We start from the raw sequence: 15,407 nt of genomic DNA, 5'->3' as shown, positions 1-15,407 counted from the left end.
GGCTTAATTTATTGATTATCATTGATAATATTTTAAGTTATCTAAAAACACGATCATAATAATAAAAATTATCTGTTTTATCTATTTTTTGCTCTCAAGTATCTTAGCTGCATGCAGGAAAGGTATTAAATTGAGAGATTTAGAAATGTTTAAGCGCTCATTACTTGTTGCAATGCTTGCAACGGTGACAGCTGCACAAGCTGCGCCATTAACCAAAGATAACGGGGCACCTGTCGGTGATAACCAAAACTCGATCACTGCGGGTCCACAAGGTCCAACTTTGTTGCAAGATGTACAACTGGTTCAAAAACTGCAACGTTTTGGCCGTGAGCGCATTCCTGAACGTGTGGTTCACGCACGTGGTACAGGTGCTTATGGTGAATTCGTTACTACGAAAGATCTGTCTGATTTAACAATTGCTTCTTTATTTAAGGCCGGTACCAAAACTCCAGTTTTTGTGCGCATGTCTACCGTCATTCATGGTAAAGGTTCACCAGAAACCCTACGTGATCCTCACGGTTTCGCCATCAAATTCTATACTCAGGAAGGTAACTGGGACTTAGTCGGTAACCAGACGCCAGTCTTCTTTATCCGTGATGCGATTAAATTCCCGGACTTCATCCATGCGATGAAACCAAGCCCGGTCACAAATGTACAAGATGCCAACCGTGTGTTTGACTTCTTGTCTAGCCAGCCTTGGGCAACCAACATGCTGACTTATGTTTATGGCAAGCAAGGTGTCCCAACCAGCTACCGCGAACAGGACGGTTTCGGTGTACATGCCTACAAACTGTATAACAACAAAGGCGAATACAAGTACGTAAAATTCAACTTCCGCTCTAAACAGGGCGTGAAGGGCCTGAACGTCAAAGAAGCGGCTGTTCAACAAGGTAAAGATTTCAACCACTTGACCAACGATCTTTATAACAACATCTATGCAGGTAATTTCCCGAAATGGGATCTATATATTCAGGTGCTTGATCCTAAAGATCTGAACAGCTTTGATTTCGATCCGCTAGATCCAACCAAAATCTGGCCAACCAATCTGGTTCCAGAAGTAAAAGTCGGTACATTGACGATGAACCGTATGCCGAAGAACTTCTTCAATGAAACTGAACAGGCTGCATTTGCACCAGGTAATCTGGTACCAGGTATCGAACCCTCTGAAGACCGTTTGCTTCAAGGCCGTATCTTCTCTTATTCAGATACACAAATGTACCGTCTAGGTGTGAACCATCAGCAAATTCCGGTAAACCGTCCTGTGGTGAATGTGAACAACAACAACCAGGAAGGTCACATGAATGTGTCTGAACGTGACTCTGATGTGAACTACGAGCCAAGCCGTAAAGAGCCTAAACCGGCGACTGAAAAAGCGCGTGCAGTTGAAACTCCATTGACTGGTCATGTTCAGCAGATCGGTACTAAAGAGCAAAACTTTAAGCAAGCCGGTGAACTTTACCGCTCTTATACTGCCAAAGAAAAAGATGACCTGATCATGAATCTGGCGGCTGACTTAGGCAATGTCAAAGATTCAGAAACCAAGCACATTATGTTGTCTTACTTCTATAAGGCAGATGCGGACTACGGTATGCGTATGACCAAAGCTGTAAATGGCGACATCGCCATCGTTAAGGCCAAAGCTGCAAAATTAAAAGACTAATTCCGATTGGTCTTGAGGAACTGGTGACTAGGGCATAGCGCATCACCTCCAAAAAGTCCTGTAATACTCCAAACCTTTCCTGCACCCTAGGGGGAGTTTTACAGGCACTCCGTTTTTTATTTCATCTCAGGTCAATTGAGTCTTTCAAGACTTAAATTTTCCTTTCGATTTCTGTTGGAGTTCATCATGAAAGTTCTGCCATATGCATTTTTAGCCAGTATTCTTGCCTTTAGCTCCGCATTCGCAACTGCTGCTGAAGTGAAGAATGTCTCCCCTGCAAAAACTGCGGCAAGCGTTCAGATGACCTCACAACAGGAATTGATCGATCTGTTTTTTGCTGCTGCTAAAATCGGCAATAGCGAAGTGATCAATGAATTTTTAAAACATGGCTTTCCAGTCGATGTACGTAATCAAGATGGTTATACCCCATTGATGATGGCGACCTATTATGGCCATCAGGATATTGTGACCACCTTACTGGCCAAAGGGGCAGACCGCTGCGCCCGGGACAACCGTGGCAATACGGCCTTGATGGGCGCCTTGTTTAAAATGGAATTTGCCATTGCCAAACAGCTGCGTCAGGTAGACTGTGATGCCCAAGCCAAGAAAACCGGGCAAAAAACCACAGCTGAATTTGCCAAGGTGATCGGTCAGGAAAAGCAGCTACAGAAAATTATCAAGGAACAGGAAAACGGGCTGAAAGCAGTCAAATAACCGAGCAGGAAGCAGTTTATTTTCTTGAACTTTTGTCGATAATTCAGCTAGCTGTACGTAAATCCTGCAATATTGCCTAAACTTTTATGCTTTAATGCGGGATAAGCACAGCGATATTTCCCTTAGTTATGGCTCCAATTATCCACTCTTTGTTAGATACTGACTTGTATAAATTCACCATGCTACAAGTGGTATTACACAAGTTTCCACAAACGCATAGTGTCTATCATTTCCGTTGTCGCAACCTGGAAGATACGGAATATCCGCTGACGGATATTCTGGATGATTTGAATCACCAACTGGATTTGCTGTGTCAGCTCAAATTTAAAGAAGACGAATTACAATATTTACGCAGCCTGCGTTTTATCAAAAGCGATTTTGTGGATTATCTGGAACTATTCCAGCTCAAACGCCGTTTTATTAAGGCCACCATCGATAATGAAGGCCGCCTGGATATTACTATTGAAGGCCCCATGGTTCAGGCAATGATGTTTGAAATCTTTGTACTAGCCATTGTGAATGAACTGTATTTCAGCCGCATTCGTACACCTGAAGTGCTAGCCGAAGGTGAACGTCGTTTAAAAGCTAAAATTGAACTTTTAAAACAGTATGATGCCGAGCAAAACCGGAATGATCCACCATTCCTGGTGTCAGACTTTGGTACCCGCCGTCGTTATAGTTTTGACTGGCAAAAGCATGTGGTCGAAGAATTCAATAAAGCTGCACCACACGTGTTCCGTGGGACCAGTAATGTGTATTTAGCCAAAGAGTTGGGCATTACTCCGATTGGCACCATGGCGCATGAATTTCTGCAAGCCTTTCAGGCCTTGGATGTGCGTTTGCGTAATTTCCAGAAAGCCGCCCTGGAAACTTGGGTACAAGAATATCGCGGTGACCTAGGAATTGCCTTGACTGATGTGGTCGGGATGGATGCTTTCCTGCGTGACTTTGACCTGTACTTTGCCAAACTGTTTGATGGCTTGCGCCATGACAGTGGCGATCCCTATGAATGGGGTGACAAAGCTTATGCACATTATAAAAAGCTGAAAATTGACAGTAAGACCAAGATGCTGACCTTTAGTGATGGTCTGAATCTGGAAAAAGCCTGGAAATTGCATCAATACTTTAAAGATCGCTTCCAGGTCAGTTTCGGGATCGGCACCAATCTAACCAATGATATGGGGCAGACACCGCTAAATATCGTATTGAAACTGGTGGAATGTAACCGTCAATCCGTGGCGAAAATCTCCGATAGCCCAGGCAAAACCATGACGGATAATGATACCTTCCTGGCATATTTGCGTCAGGTATTCAATATCTCAGAACCTGCCTAAAAATATCTGCTTTATTAAAAAAACCGCTTCAATCATGAGGCGGTTTTTTCTTAGAGGATGGTCTTTCTTGAATTAGCTTTAGCTAAAATTATGCTAAGGATCTAGATAAAAACAACATAATTGAAAAAATGAGCTGTGCTAAGATCAAAAGGATTTGACCGCAATGACAACTACTAAGATGACAGCTTCCGCCTTTGACTTTGGTCTGCTGATTGAAGCAGAAGATTTGGTTCCACATTTGGGGCACGAAAAACTTCGAATTATTGATTTAAGCCGGGCGTCGGTTTATGAACAATTGCATATTCCACATGCCTTACATCTGCAACCCAAGCTGCTGGTTCGCCAGGAGGAAACAGCCATGGGCCTGTTACCGGATGCGGAAGGGCTGGAAGCTTTAATTCGTTACCTGAACATTTCTCCTGACCATCATGTCGTGGCTTATGATGATGAAGGCGGTGCGTGGGCAGGGCGTCTGCTCTGGAACCTGCATTGTTTGGGCTTTGAAAATACCAGTTTACTCAATGGCGGTATCCATGCCTGGCTGGGTGCAGGACTACCGACTTCATCAGATCAGGAAACGTTTACACCTGTCGATCATCTGGTTCCGGTTAATCTTGAAAGAAAGGCTGAATTTCAGATCGATTATAATGAACTAAAACAACTCATTGAAAATGAAAATATTCAGGTATGGGATTGCCGTACAGAAGATGAATATACTGGCCTTCGTTTGGCCGCGCGACGCGGTGGTCACATCCCGGGCGCACGTCATTTTGAGTGGAGTACTGCCCTTAACCGGCAAAATCATTTAAAATTACATCCTTTACCACGTACTCAGCAGCGTCTGGAACAACTGGGATTTGATCTGGATCAACCAGTTGTGGTGTATTGTCAGTCCCATCACCGTTCAGGTCTGGCTTATATTCTGGGTCGCTTATTCGGCTGGAAAATTCGAGCCTATGATGGTGCGTGGAGTGAATGGGGCAACCGCCTCGATAGTCCAATCGCTACAGGAGAGGTGCCATCTTGAGCATCACATCGCGTCTAAAACAACAACTGTTTATCCAGGCCCAAAAGGTGGTGCCACAGCATCGCCTGTCCCGTGTGGTGGGAAAAATTGCAGCCAGCGAAAATCCGATTGTAAAAACAGCCGTGATCGCAGCGTTCAAGACCAAATACGGGATTGATATGTCGATTGCTGAGCAGACGAATGCCTTAAAATTCAAATCATTTAATGATTTCTTTACCCGTGGACTAAGAACCGGGGTGCGTGCGGTCGATGCTGATTCAACTGCGATTGTGTCTCCGGCAGATGGCGCGATTTCCCAACTGGGTAAAATTGAAAATGGCAATGTGTTCCAAGCCAAAGGTCAGAAGTTTACGGTTGAAAACCTGATTGCTGATCCGCAACTGGCAGAACCATTCAAGAATGGTGAGTTTGCGACAGTGTATCTGTCACCACGTGACTATCACCGTGTTCATATGCCATTCGCCGGAACTCTAACAGAAACCTTATATGTGCCGGGTGAACTGTTCTCGGTCAACCAGACCACAGCCGAAAATATTCCGGGCCTGTTTGCCCGTAATGAACGTATGGTATGTCTGTTTGATACCGAACTTGGTCGTATGGCAGTGGTTCTAGTTGGTGCGATGATTGTGGCTGGCATTGAAACTGTAGCGACTGGCAAAGTAAAACCCTCTGGCCGTATTGAGCTAAACCAGCATAATCTTTTCTTAGCAAAAGGTGCAGAGCTGGGCCGTTTTTACCTAGGTTCAACCGCTGTTATTCTGTTTGAAGAAAACAAGATGCAATGGGATGAGAAGTTTAAAGCCAATTCAACCGTATTGATGGGTGAGGCGCTAGGTCACACTATTTAAGTTCCCAAAGCCTCCCTTTTTTAAAGGGAGGTTGAAGGGATTAAATATTTGCTGACTCAGAATAAGTAAATCCCCCTCATTCCCTTTTTATTAAAGGGGGAGATTTTCTCTCCTTTTAGGAGAGGGAAAAAAAGCGCCATCTGGCGCTTTTTATATTTAAACCTTATCGTTTGACCACGATCGAATCAATACCACTATGCTGTAAGGTTTGCTGTGCAATAATCGCAGATTCTGCTGAATCATAAGGTCCAGACACGACACGATACCAAACCTTGCCATTTTCCACGCTGCGGACTACATCTGCAGATAAACCGTTGAGAATAATTTCTGCACGGCGGGCATCTGCCTGATCCGGGTCATCAAAACTACGAACTTGTAAAATATAGCTTGCAGAAGCAGGAGTTGGGGCTTCGGTTGTATCCAGACCTGGCTCAGTTGCTGTTTCTGATTCATCAACTTCAGGTCTTGGTGCCTCTACAATCACCACTGCTTCCTGATTTTTTGCTTCAGGAACCGCCTTTTCAGGAATCGGTGTCACTTGCTGCTGTGGCAACAGATCATAAAAACGGTAGTCTTTATTGGTATCTTCTTCTTGAGAATGCTCAGCCGTAGCCTGGTTTTTAGGTTTAACAGGTTCCCATGGCTTCCACAGCATGAGTGCCATTAAAAAACTTAACACGATTAAAATGATCACGAGTGTGCCGAGCCAGGTAGGAATAAGTGGCTTTTTGGGCTTATTCGGTCTTTCAGATACACCGCGCTGCGTTTTTCCAAACACTTGGGATTTCCTCTTATTTATCGGGGCAAATAGAAAAGGCATAACAGCAGTTATGCCCCTACTATAACTTCATCCTATGTGATCATGATAGAAAAGTCATTATCTAGATCACAAATCACACAGAATTTTAATTTATCTACATCTTCAAGCACATAGCTAACGTTACAAAATGTTTATTCAGCAGATAAACGGCAATGACTAGCATGCTTACTTTAAGCACAGCTCTCGCCTTGCGAGCATGCAAAACAGTGTTTTGCTTACATGCTCACTTCGAGCAGAGCTCTTCGTCTTGCGTCAATGTAAAAGCAGTGCTTTACATTGACTCAGGCGCAGATACACCAAGCAGTTCCAGACCGTTACGCAGCACTTGGCGAACATTTACAGATAACAATAAACGTGCCTGAGTTAATTCTGCATCATCGCCCAGAACCTTGTTGTCGTTGTACCAGCCATGGAACAGCGCAGCCAGCTCTTTCAGGTAGTTACCAATCTGATGCGGTTCATAGCTGTTTGCAGCACGAACAACAATCTCTGGATAAGCTGCCAGTTTTGCCAGAATTTCAGTCTCTGCTTCCAGCTCAAGTTTGGCTGCCAGACCACGTGCAGTGGCTGCATCAAAGTTCACACCTGTAGAGGCTGCCTTTTCTAACATACGGCAGATCCGCGCATGCGCATACTGGATGTAATATACGGCGTTGTCCTTGCTTTGAGATACGGCAAGGTCAAGGTCGAAGTCAATGTGCTGTTCAGATTTACGCATAACATAATAGAAACGCGCTGCATCATTCCCGACCTCTTTGCGCAGGTCACGTAAAGTCACGAACTGGCCTGAACGAGAGGACATCTGTACCATCTCGCCACCACGCCACAGACTGACAAACTGAACCAGAAGTACAGTCAGTTTTTTCGAGTCATAGCCCAGAGCATCAATCGCGGCTTTTACACGTGCGATATAACCGTGGTGGTCTGAACCCCAGATATCAATGATATCGGTATAGCCACGTTGTAATTTGTTCAGGTGATACGCAATATCAGAGGCAAAATAAGTGGTTTGACCATTACGGCGTTTAACCACGCGGTCTTTTTCATCACCAAATTCAGTCGACTTGAACCAGATATTGCCATCTTTTTCATACAGGAAGCCACGCTGATCTAGAGTTTGTAGCGCTTCATCAATTTTTTCAATTAAAGTCGCTTCACTGAACCATTGATTGAAAGTCACCCCGAATTCACCGAGGTCATCTTTAATATCATCAAGGATGGCTTTTAACGCAGCCTGATGGAAGACGCGGTAACCTTCATTTAATAAGGTTTGTGAGTTAAAGATCAGGCCATCAATGTGTTTTTCTTTATCGCCTGAAACAACCACTTTATTGCCTTCAGCATCCGGTTCGGCAGCATACTGTACGTCTTCAGGGACATCTTTATAAACGTCTGCAACAGGGCGAACATAGATATCGCCGTCTTTATCAATAATGCTTTGTGCGATTTCTTTAACGTAGTCACCTTGATAGGCATTTTTCGGGAACACCAGTTCCTGACCCGTCAATTCTAAATAACGTAAATAAGTTGAAGTCGCCAGAATATCCATCTGACGGCCTGCGTCATTGACATAATATTCACGGTCAACTTTGGCACCTGTCGCTTCAAGCAGATTTGCAACAGTCATACCATAAGCAGCGCCACGACCATGACCTACGTGCAGGCTGGAAGTCGGGTTCGCAGAAACAAATTCAACTTGAACGCGTTTTTCCGCATTGGCCTGGGTACGACCATACGTTGCCTGTTGAGCCTGAATCTGATCCAGCACAGCAAAACGCTGGTCTGCATTTAAAAAGAAGTTAATAAAGCCTGGGCCTGCAATTTCTGCCTTGCTGATATCCGCCACTTCAGGCAGGGCAGCAAGGATTTTTTCTGCTAAATCACGCGGTTTCATACCCGCAGCTTTAGACGCGATCATGGCAATATTTGATGCAAAGTCACCGTGGCTGCGGTCTTTGGTACGCGTCAAATTACTTGTATTGTTCCAGTCAGATGGGAGTACGTTTTGTGCCTGTAAAGTTTGCACTGCATGATCGAGAGCTGCTTGGATTGCCGTATTCATAATCAGTCGAAAATAGATATCGCAGAAAAACAGCAAATATAGCAAATTTCCGACTCTTTAGGTAAAACCATTTATGGGGAATAAAAAATATACGATTAACAGCCTATGGTTTCTATCCGTCGATCGGTCATCAATGAAGGATCACATGAGAAAGAGGAGAATAAATAAGTTGCAAACTTTGCTATAAAAAAATGAATCATCCAGCAATCAAAATGGCCTATATTAGCCTGATTGAAACAATAAAAAGAGTCAGCATGGATTCAAAACAGCGCCCGATCATCATCGGCAATATTCCCAAACTTCCAGCCAAATGGGCCTTGGTCATTGTGCCTTTTATCTTGTCCTGCCTGATGAGTGGGATTATTTCCATGATCAACATGCTGCGCAATCTGGGCTGGATTGAAGGCTTCATGGCGCTCTGGTTTCATAACTGGATGATTTCCTGGGCAATTGCTTTTCCAATTGTGGTAACGCTTTTGCCTTTTGTACGCAAATTTGCCGGATTGCTGGTCGATATGTCAGGAAATCAGCCACCCAAATAATTGTTTTCTATCAATGAGAATTAAGAAAGAAGTTTTAGAAGGTAAAAAGAATTCGCTAACAGATGGGGTCTCTAGCTAAAAAACCAATTAAATCAGATGCTCGACTGCAGCGCGGATGATCCCAAGGATCAGACCAATACAGGCTCCGACCACGACACCATTGACCCGGATCATATGCAGGTCACCACCGACTTCATTTTCAATCTTGTCGATCATCTCGGTCGAATCCCATTCATGAATACGTTCACTGATAAAACGAATCACTTTCTCACTGTACTGGTCACTTAAGTCTACAGCGATACCACTGAGACGTTTATTCAGTAACTCACGTACTGAGGTATTTGAAATAATATTCTCACCGACTTGCTGAATGGCGACTCGCAGATTCTCCGCAATCCCCGAATCCGATTTTTGCAAATCTGCTTTGATGGCATCGCATAAAATGACCACTGCACCACTGATAAAATTCAGTACTTGCGGGCTGTCGAGCAGGGCATCTTTGGTTTCATTCAGTCGCTGGCTAGCCATACTTTCAGAATCTGCCAATTGCTGCATCAGTTCTTGAGCAGTTTCTTCAATTTTAAGCCGCCAAGGATGGTCGGGATCTGCCAACATGGCTTCCACCCGCTGAATCACGGAATCGATACTGCGCTGCTGCACATCAATGCCGATCCAGCTGGCGCCTTTGGCCAGTCTCCAGACCCCCATTTCCTTGAATAAAGTGCGGGTCAGCTCACGAGTCTGTTCGGGATGTGAGGTCATCCAAGCATGCACCACATCCAGGCCGCGTTGCAGCACATCCTGATGGAAATCATTTTCTAAAACAGCGCGTAACATTTCGCTGGCCAAGGTATTGATCTGGGTATTTTTGACCCATTGCACACTGTTGCTCTGAATAAATCCGGCGATCTGTTCCTGCCCGACAAATTCAAATACTTTGGGTACGGTCTGCTGAATCACTTGTGTGACTTGAGCATTATTCTGCGGATTAGCCAGCCAGCGGCCGGCAGCCAGACTTAAGTCCGTACTGGCCAGACTGCGCTGCACGATTTGCGGAGAAAGGAAATTTTCCTGCACAAAGCGACCCATAGATTCGGCAATCCGGGCTTTATTGCGTGGAATAATTTCAGTATGGTCACGTAAAAATTTTGGAATCGGTAGCCGACCAAAAGGATTGCGGAACAGCACGGTAATTGCATACCAGTCTGCCAAACCACCGACTACACCCGCCTCAGCAGAGAGCATCAGGATATGAATCAGCCAGACATATTCAGGCAGCAGTTTGGCAGTAATCATCAGCGCCAGCCAACCTAGTGCTGCAACGACCAGTGCAATGGTCGCAAAACGTTTACTGCGTTGTAAGCTTGGTGACGGCTGCTCTTTCTGCATAAATCATCCTGTTATTGGGACGTGGCCGGCTGCGGTTGGAATACTTGGCCGGATGGACTTACTCCATATTTAGCGCCAAGTGATTGTAAAATCAAGCGGGCATCAAAGGCATCTTTCGGTTCCTGACCGGCTTTAAAGCACTCAATGGTATAAGCCACTTGAGCAGGATCTAAAGTAACAGTATAGGGCTGATCATAGAATGGATCAGGCCAGAATCCCGGATAGCGTCGGGAATAACCATAAGGACGATAATAGCCGTATGGATAGATGCTAGGCGCCGGATAGACAATTGCCTGACGCGGTGGTTGCTGGGTACGGTTACTAGGATCGTTCAATACCTGGAAAAACTGGAAGCCATTTTGTACCGTAGTTTGAGCGGCTTTCAGCAGGGTGATTTCTTCGGCCGTACCGAAACTCATATTAGGTCGCGCCTGAAAACTGATGCGGTAGGTGTTGGCGTTCAGTGGGGTGGTGCTGTACTGGCCGAGCTGGTCAAAGGTCAGCGGCTTAGACGGAGTCGTTGCACAGCCAGAAAGCAGGGCTGCCGTCGCAAGGGTCAGGGCAATGACAGTTTTTTTCATCTTCGTTCTCCTGATAGGATGATCCAGCGAATTACAGACCTTTAGAAGCTGCTATCTGGCTGGGTCAGGAAACTCAATTCTTCCTCGGTGGATTCACGACCCAGAATCTGGTTGCGATGTGGGTAGCGTCCGAAACGGTCAATAATGATTTTATGCTTAATTTCATATTCGAGGTTTTCTGGATTGCCGAGGCGCTGAAATAATTTTAGCGCAAATTCATGGATTAATTTAGATTCGCTATGCATGAAAGGCATATAAAGGAAGGAACGTTGCTCCGGGCTCAGCTGCTTGTCCAGATCCTGGCTGATGGCTTCCTGAGCCAGTGCCAAAGCCAGACTGTCTTGGGCAAAAGCACCCGGCGTATCCCGAAAAATATTCCGTGAAAACTGGTCCAGAACAAGGATTTCTGCTAACCGGCCGTCAGCATTCTTACGCCATGACCATAGTTCAGCCTTACTCGCCTGTTCCAGAATATCGCCAAATTTTTCCTTCAAACTTTGGTCGAACTGGTCACTTTTGGCAAACCAGTTGGGTTGAGTCTCAGGACTAAACCAGAAATCTAAAATATCTTGATAATTCATAATGTTTACAATTTATTAGCATTTATTTGTCAATAAAATCACAAATTTCACATGTCTTATAGAGAAACTTTGTGTTAAAAATTTGCCTAACTAAAAATCAATGGTTTGCTTGAAAACTAGGCAGGGCAGCATGTGCTGTCTGGAAATCGCGGTATACTAAGCTAAACCGATGATTCTATTTTAATAGTTACCCCCCATTAAGCGAGATTGTAATGAGTCAACCTGAATCGACTGCCCATGATGTATTACCGGAATGGGTAGATTCGTCGCTCATCAAAGGAATGCTGCGCGGTATCGAGCGTGAGAGCTTGCGTATGCAAAGCAATGGTTTCCTGTCACAGGAACCGCATCCTCATGCCTTAGGTTCAGCTCTGACACATCCGCATATTACGACCGATTATTCTGAAGCCTTGATGGAGTTTATTACTCCACCGAAAGAGAGTATTACTGAAGCCCTCAACTATCTGACTGACATTCATGCCTTTGTACACCGTCATCTGAAAAATGATGAAAAGCTCTGGCCGATGTCTATGCCGTGCATGCTCGACAGTAAGGATGAAAATATCCCGCTGGCGCAATATGGCAGCTCCAATATTGGCTTATTTAAAACGCTGTATCGTCATGGTTTAGGCGTGCGTTATGGTCGCCGTATGCAGACCATTTCCGGGGTTCACTATAATCTGTCTTTCCCGGATCATTTCTTTATAGCGCTACAAGAACAGGAAACTGATGAAGAGCTGCGCGCTTTAAGCTTGCAGGATTATCGCAGCCATCGCTATATGGGGCTGATCCGTAACTTTATTCGTTTAACCCCGTTGGTGATTTTCCTGGTCGGCGCCAGTCCAGCAGTTTGCCAGTGTTTTATGACTGGACGCGATCACCATTTATTCCCGCTGGTACGCGGTACTTTATATACGCCTTATTCGACTGCATTACGGATGGGACGTTTTGGCTACCAGAATTCAGCACAGAAACAGCTGGGTATTCACTACAATAATCTGCAGGATTATCTGGAAGGTCTGCAAAAAGCGGTTAAAACACCGTACAAACAGTTTACCCGTCTGGGTCTGGATGATGCCAATGGTCAGCCAATTCAGATCAATGACCATGTGCTACAGATTGAAAATGAATACTACAGTCTGGTGCGTCCAAAGCAGGTACCTCAAGAAGGCGAAACTCCATCACAAGCCTTGCAAAATCGCGGGATTGGCTATGTCGAGCTGCGTGCTGTCGATGTCAATCCGTATAGCGCGATCGGGATCAATGAAGATACTGCCGGCTTCCTGGAAGTAGTGGCACTGTACTGCTTATTGCAAGACAGCCCGGCGCTGCTGGATGCAGAACAGGAAATCATTGACCAGAATCAGGCAGAAGTGGTCAACCGTGGTCGTGCCTATAACGCTGCGATTATGGAAAATGGTCAGCGTTATATGATTGAAGACTGGTGTAATCTGCATTTGCAACGTATGCAGCCACTGGCCCAATTGCTCGATCAGGCTTATGAAACTGATTTATATAGCAACGCCATGCAAGCGATGCAGATCCGTGTCGATGAAGTTGATGCGACCTTGTCAGCCCTGATTGTCGGAGATATTCGTAGTCATAGCAGCATGTGGCAATTTGGCCAGCATTTGGCCCATCAGCATAGCAATCTCTATGAATCACATCGATTAAGCAAAGAAACACTTAAATATTTCAATGAATTGTCACAAAAGTCATTGCAGCAACAACAGCAGCTCGAGCAAGATAACATGATCAGTTTTACTGAATATTTAGCCCAATATCGATAATAAATAAGAGGATTAACCATGCAATGGGGTTATCGCTTCGTGAGTGGTGTGTTGTTTTTGGCATCTATTGCCGGGATGGCATTTGCTTTGTATCTTGAGCATGGACAGGGGCTGAATCCTTGCCCATTGTGTGTGTTTCAACGAATCGGATTAATCGGACTGGGGATTATCTCCCTGATTGCTTTGCTGCATAATCCGAAATCCAATGCCATGAAGCGTGGTTATGCTTTCTTAGGCTCGCTCAGTATCTTATGGTCAGTCGGTGTCGCTGCACGGCATGTCTGGTTACAGAATCTGCCCCCAGATCGAGTGCCGAGCTGTGGCCCAGGTCTGGATTACTGGCTGGAAACTTTGCCGATGAAATCGGTATTACAGCAGGTACTGAATGGGTCAGGTGAATGTGCTGCCATTGACTGGACGTTCCTGGGGCAATCTTTACCGGTCTGGTCATTGGTGTTCTTCAGTATCTTATTGCTGATCAGCCTGTGGCAATTATTCCGCAAATATCAGACTGCGCCCGTCAAACGTCTAAGAGATAAATACTGATTTTCAAAATCTGAATCAAAAAAAGCCAGTCTACAGACTGGCTTTTTTTATTACTCTCTTAGAGGCGAACCAAATTTTTTACCTTCGATCAGGTCAGGGCAATGCCTTCAATACTGTCCAGATCGGTCACATATTCATGAATTTGCGTATAGGCTTCATCTTCCACACCTGGATAGAACCAGCGCACAATCTGTTCAGCTACCAGTGGATGATACTGAATTTCAAAATGATTTAGGCCATAGAAAATCGCCTTATGGGCATCAGGTACTTTCAGGTCAAAACGCGGATGGGAATGTTCGCCCAAGGCACTTTTGACACTGACCAGATAATCGCCGATCACATTAAGCGTTTTGTTGGTATGGTGTTCAAACTCGATCGTACCTGCCACCAGATAGGCATCGATATGCGCAGGAATCGGTGCAGGTTTACGGTTATCGTCCATAAAGCCAATCCGTACCGGATTATGTTCCCAGTCATCATCCCGGACACTGCCATGACGTAAGTCCAGAATCCCGTTACTGCGAATATTCACCACATGTCCCACAATTTTCACTAAAGGAAAATGTCCAATTTTTTTCTGCAAGCTAAAACCAAAACGTTCCAATACCGCACCATGATGCGGTGAACCTAGACAGACCAGATTTTCCACCATCGGAATCCAGTCATAGACATTCTGTTTACCATAGAATAGGGCACTGCGTGACACCAGACCGCCCATACTGTGTCCGATCAGATCAATACTGGTAATTCCCGGATTACGTTTGACCAGATCTTGCAAGATATTGGCCAGACTGCGACCATTGGCTGAAATGCGGCGTCCGGTATTATAGTTCAGGTACAGCATGGTGTTATGGTCGCGCTGAGCCAGCAATTTTTCCCCAATACCCGGGTATTTACGAGTTGACCAGTCCAGATGGTTCATGCACAGACCATGCACAAATAGGGTAATGCGTCCGGTTAGCTCACCTTGTTGCAGAGAACCATAATGATCGTAAATAAGCATCGGCAAGGCGAGAGGATTCTGATATTTCAGCAGATAATCGCCAATAATCCCGTTCAGGGCACTGACCATAAAATGCATGGTCGGGGTCAGGGGTTTATTATGTAATTTGGGAAATCTTTCAATAATGCGGCGCAGTCCAGGCGCGATCAGGGTATTGCCATAATGAAAGATCATGTCATAAGACATTTGATACAGACGTACGATATAAGGAATATTCTGGAAAGTTTTGGAATTTTTTTCACTCAGCCCGAATACGCTCATTAAAATTTCACGCTGAATCGATTTAATCAGCTCCTGTACTACATCACTAAAGCGCATGGTGACCAATTGTGCCAGGCCTTCCAGGACATCTGCCTGGCTAAGCGGAGTTCGGTCCCATTGACAATAGGTTTCATGCAATGGCGTTAAACTTGGCATTTGATCCTATCCTTTATATGAGCCGTAGACATCTTTCTTTTTTGAGCACTTCGCGGTATAAATTCTTTTTTCAGTATTCTTGATTCTCAATTT

At 44.9% G+C, this 15,407-nt stretch carries 14 protein-coding genes; 8 read left to right on the top strand and 6 right to left on the bottom strand.

From position 1 onward, the window contains the following. Window positions 1–145: 145 nt before the first annotated feature. From RJ01_RS05140 to asd, 5 genes are all read left to right on the top strand, one after another. The gene (locus RJ01_RS05140; RefSeq protein WP_004781420.1) at window positions 146–1,660 is read left to right on the top strand and encodes a catalase; all 1,515 of its coding nucleotides are present in this window, start codon (window positions 146–148) and stop codon (window positions 1,658–1,660) included. Between the two features lie 186 nt (window positions 1,661–1,846). After that, a complete protein-coding gene (locus RJ01_RS05135; protein WP_034170259.1) occupies window positions 1,847–2,374 on the top strand; it encodes an ankyrin repeat domain-containing protein in 528 nt (175 codons plus the stop codon). Between the two features lie 128 nt (window positions 2,375–2,502). Next, window positions 2,503–3,708 (top strand): nicotinate phosphoribosyltransferase, encoded by a 1,206-nt coding sequence (gene pncB / locus RJ01_RS05130; protein WP_004781423.1) that lies wholly within the window; start codon window positions 2,503–2,505, stop codon window positions 3,706–3,708. A gap of 178 nt (window positions 3,709–3,886) precedes the next feature. Further along, window positions 3,887–4,735, top strand: a complete 849-nt coding sequence (locus tag RJ01_RS05125) for a sulfurtransferase (RefSeq protein WP_034170258.1) — start codon at window positions 3,887–3,889, stop codon at window positions 4,733–4,735. Continuing rightward, a complete protein-coding gene (asd, locus tag RJ01_RS05120; protein ID WP_004781426.1) occupies window positions 4,732–5,583 on the top strand; it encodes an archaetidylserine decarboxylase in 852 nt (283 codons plus the stop codon). Before RJ01_RS05125 ends, asd begins: the two co-directional genes overlap by 4 nt. 163 nt (window positions 5,584–5,746) lie before the next feature. Here the strand turns inward: asd and RJ01_RS05115 are convergent, their stop codons facing one another. Both RJ01_RS05115 and argS read right to left on the bottom strand, forming a co-directional pair. After that, entirely contained in the window at window positions 5,747–6,361 is a 615-nt protein-coding gene (locus tag RJ01_RS05115; protein ID WP_004781427.1) for an SPOR domain-containing protein, read from the bottom strand. 313 nt (window positions 6,362–6,674) lie between these two features. Beyond that, window positions 6,675–8,465, bottom strand: coding sequence for an arginine--tRNA ligase (gene argS / locus RJ01_RS05110; RefSeq protein ID WP_034170292.1), 1,791 nt, complete (start codon window positions 8,463–8,465; stop codon window positions 6,675–6,677). Between the two features lie 254 nt (window positions 8,466–8,719). Between argS and RJ01_RS05105 the strand changes: the two genes are divergently transcribed. After that, complete coding sequence (locus tag RJ01_RS05105; RefSeq protein ID WP_034170291.1) at window positions 8,720–9,007, top strand: DUF2798 domain-containing protein; 288 nt, start codon at window positions 8,720–8,722, stop codon at window positions 9,005–9,007. Between the two features lie 87 nt (window positions 9,008–9,094). Here RJ01_RS05105 and RJ01_RS05100 read toward each other — a convergent pair whose 3' ends face one another. Genes RJ01_RS05100 through RJ01_RS05090 form a run of 3 tightly spaced genes read right to left on the bottom strand, consistent with a single transcriptional unit; the run spans window position 9,095 to window position 11,558 of the window. Then, window positions 9,095–10,396, bottom strand: coding sequence for a DUF445 domain-containing protein (locus tag RJ01_RS05100; RefSeq protein ID WP_004781431.1), 1,302 nt, complete (start codon window positions 10,394–10,396; stop codon window positions 9,095–9,097). Window positions 10,397–10,407: 11 nt separating this feature from the next. Further along, complete coding sequence (locus RJ01_RS05095) at window positions 10,408–10,977, bottom strand: hypothetical protein (RefSeq protein WP_034170257.1); 570 nt, start codon at window positions 10,975–10,977, stop codon at window positions 10,408–10,410. Window positions 10,978–11,018: 41 nt separating this feature from the next. Continuing rightward, on the bottom strand, window positions 11,019–11,558 hold the full coding sequence (locus RJ01_RS05090) for a DUF924 family protein (RefSeq protein ID WP_004781435.1): 540 nt from the start codon (window positions 11,556–11,558) through the stop codon (window positions 11,019–11,021). A gap of 212 nt (window positions 11,559–11,770) precedes the next feature. Between RJ01_RS05090 and gshA the strand changes: the two genes are divergently transcribed. Next, the gene (gshA, locus tag RJ01_RS05085) at window positions 11,771–13,348 is read left to right on the top strand and encodes a glutamate--cysteine ligase (protein WP_034170256.1); all 1,578 of its coding nucleotides are present in this window, start codon (window positions 11,771–11,773) and stop codon (window positions 13,346–13,348) included. An 18-nt stretch (window positions 13,349–13,366) separates the two neighbouring features. Next, on the top strand, window positions 13,367–13,894 hold the full coding sequence (locus RJ01_RS05080; RefSeq protein ID WP_034170255.1) for a disulfide bond formation protein B: 528 nt from the start codon (window positions 13,367–13,369) through the stop codon (window positions 13,892–13,894). A gap of 88 nt (window positions 13,895–13,982) precedes the next feature. Here the strand turns inward: RJ01_RS05080 and RJ01_RS05075 are convergent, their stop codons facing one another. After that, window positions 13,983–15,314, bottom strand: coding sequence for an alpha/beta hydrolase (locus RJ01_RS05075; protein ID WP_004781438.1), 1,332 nt, complete (start codon window positions 15,312–15,314; stop codon window positions 13,983–13,985). Window positions 15,315–15,407 lie beyond the last annotated feature (93 nt).

Source organism: Acinetobacter sp. YZS-X1-1 (genome assembly GCF_000804305.1).
Classification (GTDB): domain Bacteria; phylum Pseudomonadota; class Gammaproteobacteria; order Pseudomonadales; family Moraxellaceae; genus Acinetobacter; species Acinetobacter variabilis.
Note: the sequence above shows the minus strand (reverse complement) of the source record. Positions and strands in the feature narration are given on the sequence as shown.